Here is a 10,903-nt window from a genome sequence, read left to right on the forward strand (position 1 = left end):
AAGCCGTCAGGGGCGGGAGCGAAGCCGTCGGACGGTGCCGGGGCGGGCAGGGCGGCCTCGCCCCGTTCGCGGGCGTTGGAGACCGCGCGCAGCCGGTCCACCGCGCCGTCCATGGCGAACTGGGCCGCGCCCAGCCCCTCGACGACGTAACCGCGCCTGGCCTGGCCGCTCTCCTCGAAGGCGGACAGCACCCGGTAGACCGCCGAGAAGCCGCCCTCGACGCCCTCCGCGGCGACCGCTCCCCGGGTCACGACGCCGTGCCGGTCCAGCAGGGTGCGGGCCAGCGCGTGTGCGCGCACGGTGGCGTCCGGCTCGGCCACGGGCAGCAGCGACCAGCGGCCCGCGACGGTCGGCGGGCCGGTACGGGAGGCGGTGCGGGCGGCGGCCGTCAGGGAGCCGTAACGCCCGCGCGGCACCGAGCGCTTGGCACGGTGGGCGGTCGAACCCGCCGTGCGGCCCGAGCCCAGCAGGGCCCGCATGGGCGCCAGCGTGTCGTTGGTGAGCCGGCCCGACCAGGCCAGGTCCCAAAGGGCGTCGGCGAGTTGGGGGTCGGTGGCGTCCGGATGGGTGGTGGCACGGACCTGGTCGGCGATCTGCCGGAAGAACAGGCCGTACCCGCCGGACAGCGCGTCCAGGACGGACTGGTGGAGCGCGGTCAGCTCCAGCGGGTGCGGGGGCGGGAGCAACAGCGGGGCGGCGTCCGCCAGATAGAGCGAGACCCAGCCGTCCTTGCCGGGCAGCGCGCCGGCGCCGGCCCAGACCACCTCGCCGGCCGCGGTCAACTCGTCGAGCATCGACGGCGTGTAGCGGGCCACGCGGGACGGCAGGACCAGCTTCTCCAGCGCGGAGGCGGGCACGGAGGCGCCCTGCAACTGCTCCACGGCGCGCACCAGTCCGTCGACGCCCCGCAGGCCGTGGCCCTTGCCGATGTGCTGCCACTGGGGCAGGAACTGGGCCAGCGCGGCGGGCGGCACGGGTTCCAGTTCGTGCCGCAGCGCCGCCAGGGAGCGGCGGCGCAGCCGCCGCAGCACGGTCGCGTCGCACCACTCCTGGCCGATGCCCGCGGGATGGAACTCGCCCTGCACCACCCGGCCGCTCGCGGCGAGCCGCTGGAGGGCGCCGTCGGTGATCGCCACGCCCAGGCCGAAGCGGTCGGCCGCGGTGGCCGAGGTGAACGGGCCGTGCGTACGGGCGTAGCGCGCGAGGAGGTCGCCCAGGGGGTCCTTGACCGGCTCGGTGAAGGCCTCGGGGACGCCGACGGGCAGCGCGGTGCCGAGCGCGTCGCGCAGCCGGCCCGCGTCCTCGATCGCCGCCCAGTGGTCGGCGCCGGCGATCCGGACCTTGATGGCCCGGCGCGCCCCGGCCAGCTCCCGCACCCAGTGCGGATCGGCGCCGCGCGCGACCAACTCGGCCTCGGTGAGCGGGCCGAGCAGCCGCAGGACGTCGGCGACGCCCTCCACGTCCTTGACCCGGCGGTCGTCGGTCAGCCACTGGAGTTCGCGCTCCAGCTCGGTGAGCACATCGGCGTCGAGCAGTTCGCGCAGCTCCGCCTGGCCCAGCAGCTCGGCCAGCAGCCGGGAGTCCAGGGAGAGCGCGGCGGCCCGGCGCTCGGCCAGCGGGGAGTCGCCCTCGTACAGGAACTGGGCGACGTAGCCGAAGAGCAGGGAGCGGGCGAAGGGGGACGGCTCCGGGGTGGTGACCTCGACCAGGCGCACCTTGCGGGACTCGATGTCGCCCATCAGCTCGGCCAGCCCGGGGACGTCGAAGACGTCCTGGAGGCATTCACGGACCGCCTCCAGGACGATCGGGAAGGAGCCGAACTCGCTCGCCACCTGGAGCAGTTGGGCGGCCCGCTGGCGCTGTTGCCACAGCGGGGTGCGCTTGCCGGGGTTGCGGCGAGGCAGCAGCAGGGCGCGCGCGGCGCACTCGCGGAACCGGGAGGCGAACAGGGCCGAGCCGCCGACCTGGTCGGTGACGACCTGGTCGACCTCGCCCTTGTCGAAGGCGACGTCAGCCGCGCCGACGGGCGCCTGCTCGCTGTCGTACTCGGTGCCCGCCCTCATGGGGTCGTGGTCGAGCAGGTCCAGGCTCATCAGATCGGCGTCGGGCAGGCGCAGCACGATGCCGTCGTCGGCGTGCATGACCTGCGCGTCCATGCCGTACCGCTCGGACAGCCGGGCACCGAGCGCCAGGGCCCAGGGCGCGTGCACCTGGGCGCCGAAGGGGGAGTGGACGACCACCCGCCAGTCGCCCAGCTCGTCGCGGAAGCGCTCCACCACGATCGTGCGGTCGTCCGGGACGTGGCCGCAGGCCTCGCGCTGTTCCTCCAGATAGGACAGCACGTTGTCCGCCGCCCACGCGTCCAGGCCCGCGGTGAGCAGCCGCAGCCGGGCGTCGTCCTTGGGCAGCGAGCCGACCTCGCGCAGGAACGCGCCCACCGCGCGGCCCAGTTCGAGCGGGCGGCCCAGCTGGTCGCCCTTCCAGAACGGCAGCCGGCCCGGCACGCCCGGCGCGGGGGAGACCAGCACCCGGTCGCGGGTGATGTCCTCGATGCGCCAGGAACTGGTGCCCAGCGTGAAGACGTCGCCCACGCGGGACTCGTAGACCATCTCCTCGTCCAGCTCGCCGACCCGGCCGCCGCCCTTCTTGGGATCGCTGCCGGCGAGGAAGACCCCGAACAGGCCCCGGTCCGGGATGGTGCCGCCGGAGGTGACGGCCAGCCGCTGGGCGCCGGGGCGGCCGGTGATGGTGCCGGCCACGCGGTCCCACACCACACGCGGGCGCAGCTCGGCGAACGCGTCCGACGGATAGCGCCCGGCGAGCATGTCCAGGACCGCCGTGAACGCCGACTCCGGGAGCGAGGCGAAGGGGGCCGCGCGGCGCACCAGGGCCAGCAGGTCGTCGAACTGCCAGGTGTCCAGCGCCGTCATCGCCACGAGCTGCTGGGCGAGCACGTCCAGCGGGTTCGCGGGCACCTTCAGGGACTCGATGGCGCCCGTGCGCATCCGCTCGGTGACCACCGCCGCCTGCACCAGGTCACCCCGGTACTTGGGGAAGACCACACCGGTGGAGACGGCGCCCACCTGGTGCCCGGCGCGGCCCACGCGCTGGAGGCCGGAGGCGACCGAGGGCGGGGACTCCACCTGGACGACGAGATCGACCGCGCCCATGTCGATGCCCAGCTCCAGGCTGGAGGTGGCGACCACCGCGGGCAGCCGGCCCGCCTTCAGGTCCTCCTCGACCAGGGCGCGCTGCTCCTTGGACACCGAGCCGTGGTGGGCGCGGGCGATCACCGGTGGCGCGCCCTGGGCCGCGCCCGAGCCGCCCATCAGTTGAGCCGGCGCGTGGTGCTCGGCCAGCGGCTCGCCGGTCGCGCGCTCGTACGCGATCTCGTTGAGCCGGTTGCACAGCCGCTCGGCCAGGCGCCGGGAGTTGGCGAAGACGATGGTGGAGCGGTGCGACTGGACCAGGTCGGCGATCCGCTCCTCCACCTGCGGCCAGATCGACGGCCGCTCGCCGCCCTCGGCCGCGTCGGTGGCGGGGGAGCCGCCCAGCTCGCCCATGTCCTCGACCGGGACGACCACCGAGAGGTCGAACTCCTTGCCGGACTCCGGCTGGACGATCTCCACCTTGCGGTGCGGCGAGAGGTAGCGGGCCACCTCGTCGACCGGGCGCACGGTCGCCGACAGGCCGATCCGCCGGGCCGGCTTCGGCAGCAGTTCGTCGAGGCGCTCCAGGGAGAGCGCGAGGTGCGCGCCGCGCTTGGTGCCCGCGACCGCGTGCACCTCGTCCAGGATCACCGTCTCCACGCCGGTGAGCGCGTCGCGGGTGGCCGAGGTGAGCATCAGGAAGAGCGATTCGGGGGTGGTGATCAGGATGTCCGGCGGGCGGGTGGACAGGGCGCGGCGCTCGGCGGCCGGGGTGTCGCCGGAGCGGATGCCGACCTTGATCTCGGGCTCGGGCAGCCCCAGCCGGACGGACTCCTGGCGGATACCGGTCAGCGGGCTGCGCAGATTGCGCTCGACGTCGACCGCGAGGGCCTTCAGCGGTGAGACGTACAGCACCCGGCAGCGCTTCCGCGGTTCGGCCGGGGGCGGGGTCGAGGCCAGCTGGTCCAGGGCGGCCAGGAACGCGGCCAGCGTCTTGCCGGAGCCGGTCGGCGCGACCACCAGCACGTCCGAGCCCGCCTGGATGGCCTGCCACGCGCCCGCCTGGGCCGCGGTGGGCGCGGAGAACGCCCCCGTGAACCAGCCGCGGGTCGCGGGGGAGAAGCCGTCGAGGGCTCGATGTGCTGAGCTGACCATGCGTCCATCCTGCACCCGACCACTGACAATCGGGCTGACCTGGGCAAATGCCCTATCCCGGTGAGCGGGGAGGCACGGGCGGCGGTCGGCGGGGACGGAAAACGGCCGCGACGGCGGAACGGTCGGACGGAGAGCGGCCGTGGGGACGGTCGGAGGGAGAGCGGCGGTGGACGAGGAAACGGCCGACGGGAACGGCCATGGGAACGGGACGGTCTGAGGGGAGAGAGCGGTCGTGGGTGAGGAGCGGCGGGGCGGAGAATGGCCGTATGGCAGGAACGGCCGGACGGCGGGACGACCGACCGCCCCGCGAGCGGGAGCGGCGGGCGGTGGAGCGGGCGCGGCACTGGCGCTACGAGGAACTGCCGGGCGTCGACCTGCTGCGCGCCCGGTACGTCCACAAGACCTTCGTCCGGCACACCCACGAGAACTTCGTGATCGCCGCCATCGCCGCCGGCGTCGAGGTCTTCCACCACGGCGGCTCCGACGTGTCGGCGGGCGCGGGTGCCCTCGCGCTGGTCAACCCGGACACCCCGCACACCGGCCGGGCCGGGGTGCCCGAGGGCTGGCGGTACGGCGCGGTCTACCCGTCGCCCGAGGTGGTGGCCGCGATAGCGGCCGAGACCACGACGCTGCGCGGCACCCCGGGCTTCGTCAGCCCCGTCCTCGACGACCCCGCCACCGTCCGCCTCGTCCACCAGGTGCTGGGCGCCGCCGAGCAGGGCAACGCGCTGGCCGCCGACACCCTGCTGCGGATCGCCGTGACCCGGCTGCTGCGGCTGAACGGCGGCCCGCTGCCCGAGCGGCGGCCGCGCACGGCCGGGGCCCGGATCGCGGCCCGCGCGCGTGCCGTGCTGGAGGAGCGGATGGCCGGGCCGCCGACCCTGGAGCGGCTCGCCACCGACCTCGGGACCAGCCCGTTCGCCCTCCTACGGGCGTTTCGCGACACCTACGGCATGCCGCCGCACGCCTGGCTGACCGACGCCCGGGTGCGGCGCGCACGGCGGCTGCTGGACGCGGGAGTCCGGCCGGCCGAGGCGGCCGTCGCCGTCGGCTTCACCGACCAGCCGCACCTCAACCGGCACTTCGCCCGGATCGTCGGCGTACCGCCGGGTGCCTACCAACGTGAGCGCAAGAACGTACAAGACCGGCACTGATGTTCGACCGTACGGTCCCGGCGTGGCACAGCAGACAGCACCAGTGGACATCACCGGCGGCGCGGCGAAGCCCGACGCGGCCGTCGTACGGGACGCCCTCGGCGTCGGCGTGGCCGTGGGCCTGTCCGGGTTCGCCTTCGGGGTGACCTCGGCCGGCAGCGGACTCGGACTCCTTCAGACCTGCGCGCTGAGCCTCCTGGTGTTCACCGGCGCCTCCCAGTTCGCCCTGGTCGGCGCGCTCGCCGCCGGAGGCAACCCGTACACCGCCGCGGCCGGGGCCTTCTTCCTGGGCGTCCGCAACGCCTTCTACGGGCTGCGTCTGTCCCAGTTGCTCGCGGTCCCGCGCGCGGTGCGGCCCCTCGCCGCCCAGTGGGTGATCGACGAGACCACGGCGGTCACCCTGGCGCAGCCCACCCGGCGGGCCGCCCGGATCGGCTTCACGGTCACCGGACTCACCCTGTACGTGCTGTGGAACCTCACCACCCTGCTCGGCGCCCTGGGTGCCAGGGCGATCGGCGACACGCGCGCGTGGGGGCTGGACGCGGCGGGCCCGGCCGTGTTCCTGGCCCTGCTCGCGCCGATGCTGACGACGGCGACCGAGCGCGCGGTCGCGGGCCTCGCGGTACTGCTCGGCCTCGGCCTGCTGCCCGTGCTGCCGGCCGGCGTGCCGGTCCTGGTGGCGGCGCTTGCCGCGCCGCTCGCCCTGGTCGTGTCGGGACGGCGCGCGGGCCGCGGCCCGCAGGACGCGCCCGAGGAGGCGGAGGCCCGGTGAACACCTGGATCGCGATCGGCCTGACCGTGCTCGGCTGCTACGCCGTCAAGCTCGCGGGCCTCCTGGTGCCGGCCCATGTCGTCGAACGCCCGCTCGTGCGGCGACTCGCCGCCCTGCTGCCCGTCGCCCTCCTGGCCGCGCTCACCGCACAGCAGACGTTCGCCCAGGGACACGCGCTGGTGCTGGACGCCCGGGCCGCGGGGCTCGGGGCGGCCGCCGTGGCCCTGGTGCTGCGCGCGCCGTTCCTGGTGGTCGTCGCGGCGGCCGTGGTGGTGACGGCGGGCGTACGGGCCCTCGGCGGCTGAGTGGCGCAAGACCGGTGCGGGCCGGGCGGCCGGAGTCCGCGGGACGGGGCGGCCAGGGCCGGGACGTGGCAGGGAGCGGACCAGCCCGTGAAGCGCATCAGCCTGTGAAGGGCTCAGCCCGTGAAGCGCATCAGCCCGTGAAGGGTTCAGCACGTGAAGCGCATCAGCCGACGAAGCGTCCATATGCCCTCAGGGTGCACAACGCCTCGATCGTCACCATGGGCCGCGCTTCGAGCGCGGGAACCGGTGCCCAGTGGCGTCGGCGGACCGGCCAGCCGCCGTCCGCCCGCTGCTCGGCGGCCAGATGATCCAGGGAGCGCACCATCTCCTCGTCGGTGAACCACGCGCGCGCGAGCGATGCCGGGCTCCTGGCGAAGTCGTGCGGGAAGTGGTGCTCCCCGGGGGCGTAACCGGGAGCCACCGGGTAGGCGTCGAGCCGGTCCGGGTCCAGTGCCGCGAGCCGCTGCTCGCGCACCAGGCGGCCCAGCCGGTCCGCGGCGGCCTGCGCGCGCGGGCGGTCGGGAACGCAGTCCAGGAAGGCAACGGCGGCCTGCACCTCGTAAGGGTGCGACTTCTCCAGGTTCTCCACCGCCTGCCAGCAGAAGTCGGTGGCCCGGAACAGCCAGGCGTGCCAGACCTCGTTGCGGTGCAGCAGCCCCACCACCGGCGCGGTGGTCAGCAGATCGCTGGGCGGGTCGTCGACGACCGGGACGAACGGCGCCGCCGGATATCCGCGCTGGCTCGGGTGGACCGCGGGCAGCGCGCCGTCCGCCGTGGAGACGGAGGTCAGATAGCGGCACACGCGCTCCACCCGCTGCCCGCCGCAGCGCCCGACGGCGTCCAGTACGCGCAGCGCGTGCGCGGTGTGCAGGGGCTGGCTCACGGGGCCGCGCAGGTCGGGCTCCAGCGCGTGCCCGTAACCGCCGTCCGGGTTGCGATAGGCGTCCAGCGCCGCCTCCACCGCGTCCGGCGCGCCGCGCAGGAAGTGGTACGCGAACAGACGCTGCTCCAGGACGCGCGCGGTGAGCCACACGAACTGTTCGGCGCTGAAGAGCGGGGAGCGCGCCGGGGGCGCGGAGGGGAGTGGAGAAGCTCCGGTGTCGGCCATGCGTCAGACCGTAGGACGGAAAGCGGCCTTGGCAAGCGGTCCCGGGCGGGCCCCACTCTCAGGGGCGGGATACTGGATTCATGCGGTTGACGGTCTTCTGGCAGCGGATGGCGGAGCACTTCGGTCCCGGGTACGCCGACACGTTCGCGCGCGACCACGTGATGGCGGAGCTGGGCGGGCGCACGGTGAACGAGGCCCTGGACGCCGGCTGGGCGGCCAAGGACGTGTGGCGGGTGGTGTGCACCGTCATGGACGTGCCGAGGGAGCGGCGCTGAGGCGATCCCTTCTGGGGTGATATGCCGCGAAAGTTCGCCGTCGAGACGACGCTACGGCACCGTACGGTCACGAAAACCGCAGGTGGGCGGCGTTTGTCGGCGGGGTGGGCGAGACTTGGCGGGTGGCACGCACTGACGAGGACATCGAGCAGCCGACCCGGCCCGCGATCCCGGCCGCTACGACGGCGACCGACCGGCCACCGGCCCCCGGGGCCGGCGTTCCGGAGGGCCGCATGCCGCGCTGGCTGCCGCGCGCCATGGTGCTCGCGCTGGCGCTGATCGCCGCCTTCCAGCTGGGCACCTGGGCCTTCCACCAGCTCACCGGACTGCTGATCAACATCCTGATCGCGTTCTTCCTGGCCCTGGCGGTCGAGCCCGCGGTGAGCCGGATGGCCGCCCGCGGCATGCGCAGGGGGCTCGCCACCTTCCTGGTCTTCTTCCTGCTGACCGTCGCCGCCGCGGGATTCGTCACCCTGCTCGGCTCGATGCTGGCCGGGCAGATCATCAAGATGATCGAGGGTTTCCCGGACTACCTGGACTCCCTCATCCACTGGACCAACGCGACCTTCCACACCAACCTCAAGCGGGTCGACGTCCAGGAGGGGGTGCTCCGCTCCGACTGGCTGCGCAAGTACGCGCAGAACAGCGCGGCCGGTGTGCTCGACGTGTCCCAGCAGGTGCTCGGCGGCCTCTTCCAGATGCTGACCGTCGCGCTGTTCTCGTTCTACTTCGCCGCCGACGGTCCGCGGCTGCGGCGTGGCTTGTGCTCCGTGCTGCCGCCGGCCCGCCAGGCCGAGGTGCTGCGCGCCTGGGAGATAGCCGTCGACAAGACGGGCGGCTACCTCTACTCGCGCGGCCTCATGGCGCTCGTCTCCGGGGTCGCGCACTACGTCCTGCTCCAGGCCCTGGGCGTGCCGTACGCACCCGTGCTCGGCGTCTGGGTCGGTCTGGTCTCGCAGTTCGTCCCCACCATCGGCACCTATCTCGCGGGCGCGCTGCCGATGCTGATCGCGTTCACCGTCGCGCCCTGGTACGCGGTGTGGGTGCTGGTCTTCGTCGTGATCTACCAGCAGTTCGAGAACTACATGCTCCAGCCCAAGCTGACCGCCAGGAGCGTCGACATCCACCCGGCCGTCGCCTTCGGCTCGGTCATCGTCGGCACGGCCCTGCTGGGCGCCGTCGGCGCGCTGATCGCCATCCCCGCGGTGGCTACCCTCCAGGCCTTCCTGGGTGCCTACGTGAAGCGGTACGACGTCACCGACGACCCCCGGGTGAACGGCCACCGCGTCCGCACCCCGGCCGGCCCCGGGATGCTGGCGCGGATCAGGGCGGCGCGCACCCGGCGGTGACGGTCCGCACGTGCGGCTCGCGGCGCGCCGGGCCGGCCCGGCGCGCCGTGCGGTCCGCCTGGTGTGAACGACCCCGTGGCGCAGGACGGACGGCTCGGTCCGGGTCACCGCCGGGCCGGTGTGTCGCTTGACACGAAAATCGAACATCCATTCTGATGAAGGCTCCGGCGGGGCCATGGCGGCAGGATTTCGCCATGGTTTGGGTGGATATGCACCCCAGTTATCCACAGGCCGGGCCGACGTCGGGGCGCGTTGTCAGTGGCAGGCGTTAGCGTCTTTGACGTGAAGCGATCGACTCAAGCAAACCGGGTGGAACCCATGGCAGGAACCGACCGCGAGAAGGCGCTCGACGCCGCGCTCGCGCAAATTGAACGGCAATTCGGCAAGGGCGCGGTCATGCGCATGGGCGAGCGGTCGAAGGAGCCCATCGAGGTCATCTCGACCGGCTCGACCGCGCTGGACGTGGCGCTCGGCGTCGGCGGCCTGCCGCGCGGCCGTGTCGTCGAGATCTACGGACCGGAGTCCTCCGGTAAGACGACCCTGACGCTGCACGCCGTGGCGAACGCGCAGAAGGCCGGCGGCCAGGTCGCGTTCGTGGACGCGGAGCACGCCCTCGACCCCGAGTACGCGCGCAAGCTCGGCGTCGACATCGACAACCTGATCCTGTCCCAGCCGGACAACGGCGAGCAGGCACTGGAGATCGTGGACATGCTGGTCCGCTCCGGCGCGCTCGACCTGATCGTCATCGACTCCGTCGCCGCGCTCGTGCCGCGCGCGGAGATCGAGGGCGAGATGGGCGACAGCCACGTGGGTCTCCAGGCCCGGCTGATGAGCCAGGCGCTGCGGAAGATCACCAGCGCGCTCAACCAGTCCAAGACCACCGCCATCTTCATCAACCAGCTCCGCGAGAAGATCGGCGTCATGTTCGGCTCGCCGGAGACCACGACCGGTGGCCGGGCGCTGAAGTTCTACGCCTCGGTGCGCATCGACATCCGCCGCATCGAGACCCTGAAGGACGGCACGGAAGCGGTCGGCAACCGCACCCGCTGCAAGGTCGTCAAGAACAAGGTCGCGCCGCCCTTCAAGCAGGCCGAGTTCGACATCCTCTACGGCCAGGGCATCAGCCGCGAGGGCGGCCTGATCGACATGGGCGTGGAGCACGGCTTCGTGCGCAAGGCCGGCGCCTGGTACACGTACGAGGGCGACCAGCTCGGCCAGGGCAAGGAGAACGCGCGCAACTTCCTCAAGGACAACCCCGACCTGGCCAACGAGATCGAGAAGAAGATCAAGGAGAAGCTGGGCGTGGGTGTCCGGCCGGAGGAGCCGGCGGCCGAGCCCGCCGCCGACGCCGCGGCCGCCGCCCCGGTCGCGGAGGACGCCGCCAAGACGGCCACCACGGCCACCAAGGCCGCCAAGCCCAAGGCCGCCGCTGCCAAGAGCTGACCGTGACACGACGAACCGACTGGTCCGAGTACGAGCACGCCGCCCCCGGTGCCCCGCGGGGGAGGGGCATCGGGGGCCGTCCGGCCTTCGCCCCGGGCGGTGACGACGACGGATACGCGACCGGCGGACACGACGGACACGGCGACGGCACCTGGCCGGACGGCGGGAGCGGCGAGCCGCACGGGGGCGGCCC

The 10,903-nt window shown here is 73.6% G+C and carries 8 protein-coding genes and 1 pseudogene; 7 read left to right on the forward strand and 2 right to left on the reverse strand.

Going from position 1 to position 10,903, the window contains the following annotated elements; all coding sequences use genetic code 11:
• Positions 1–4,304: ATP-dependent helicase (locus tag FRZ03_RS30630; RefSeq protein WP_146468360.1), on the reverse strand; the 4,304-nt coding region annotated here is incomplete at its 3' end.
• Positions 4,305–4,570: 266 nt separating this feature from the next.
• Between FRZ03_RS30630 and FRZ03_RS30635 the strand changes: the two genes are divergently transcribed.
• The 3 genes from FRZ03_RS30635 to FRZ03_RS30645 are packed head-to-tail and all read left to right on the forward strand — an operon-like array spanning position 4,571 to position 6,535.
• Complete coding sequence (locus tag FRZ03_RS30635; RefSeq protein WP_261399412.1) at positions 4,571–5,458, forward strand: AraC family transcriptional regulator; 888 nt, start codon at positions 4,571–4,573, stop codon at positions 5,456–5,458.
• 22 nt (positions 5,459–5,480) lie between these two features.
• The gene (locus FRZ03_RS30640; RefSeq protein WP_146468344.1) at positions 5,481–6,230 is read left to right on the forward strand and encodes an AzlC family ABC transporter permease; all 750 of its coding nucleotides are present in this window, start codon (positions 5,481–5,483) and stop codon (positions 6,228–6,230) included.
• Positions 6,227–6,535, forward strand: a complete 309-nt coding sequence (locus tag FRZ03_RS30645) for an AzlD domain-containing protein (RefSeq protein WP_146468345.1) — start codon at positions 6,227–6,229, stop codon at positions 6,533–6,535. Before FRZ03_RS30640 ends, FRZ03_RS30645 begins: the two co-directional genes overlap by 4 nt.
• Before the next feature lie 163 nt (positions 6,536–6,698).
• Here FRZ03_RS30645 and FRZ03_RS30650 read toward each other — a convergent pair whose 3' ends face one another.
• The gene (locus tag FRZ03_RS30650; RefSeq protein WP_186785709.1) at positions 6,699–7,643 is read right to left on the reverse strand and encodes a hypothetical protein; all 945 of its coding nucleotides are present in this window, start codon (positions 7,641–7,643) and stop codon (positions 6,699–6,701) included.
• Positions 7,644–7,723: 80 nt separating this feature from the next.
• Here FRZ03_RS30650 and FRZ03_RS30655 point away from each other — a divergent pair, with 80 nt between their 5' ends.
• The 4 genes and pseudogenes from FRZ03_RS30655 to FRZ03_RS39500 all read left to right on the forward strand — a co-directional run.
• A complete protein-coding gene (locus tag FRZ03_RS30655) occupies positions 7,724–7,918 on the forward strand; it encodes a DUF3046 domain-containing protein (protein ID WP_146468346.1) in 195 nt (64 codons plus the stop codon).
• Positions 7,919–8,040: 122 nt separating this feature from the next.
• Positions 8,041–9,267 carry an AI-2E family transporter gene (locus tag FRZ03_RS30660; RefSeq protein ID WP_146468347.1) on the forward strand — a complete coding sequence of 409 codons (1,227 nt, stop codon included), beginning with the start codon at positions 8,041–8,043 and terminating at the stop codon, positions 9,265–9,267.
• 318 nt (positions 9,268–9,585) lie between these two features.
• Complete coding sequence (gene recA, locus FRZ03_RS30665; protein WP_146468348.1) at positions 9,586–10,710, forward strand: recombinase RecA; 1,125 nt, start codon at positions 9,586–9,588, stop codon at positions 10,708–10,710.
• 2 nt (positions 10,711–10,712) lie between these two features.
• Positions 10,713–10,903 (forward strand): annotated as a pseudogene (locus FRZ03_RS39500) (recombination regulator RecX); the annotation flags it as partial.

The organism is Streptomyces misionensis, assembly GCF_007896895.1.
In the GTDB taxonomy this organism is placed as follows: Bacteria; Actinomycetota; Actinomycetes; order Streptomycetales; family Streptomycetaceae; genus Streptomyces; species Streptomyces misionensis_A.

What these genes read in the sequence shown, in the direction of transcription:
- FRZ03_RS30635 (WP_261399412.1), top strand. Translation starts at nt 4,571, where the DNA reads ATGGCAGGAACGGCCGGACGGCGGGACGACCGACCGCCCCGCGAGCGG.
- recA (WP_146468348.1), top strand. Translation starts at nt 9,586, where the DNA reads ATGGCAGGAACCGACCGCGAGAAGGCGCTCGACGCCGCGCTCGCGCAA.
- FRZ03_RS30655 (WP_146468346.1), top strand. Translation starts at nt 7,724, where the DNA reads ATGCGGTTGACGGTCTTCTGGCAGCGGATGGCGGAGCACTTCGGTCCC.
- FRZ03_RS30650 (WP_186785709.1), bottom strand. Translation starts at nt 7,643, where the DNA reads ATGGCCGACACCGGAGCTTCTCCACTCCCCTCCGCGCCCCCGGCGCGC.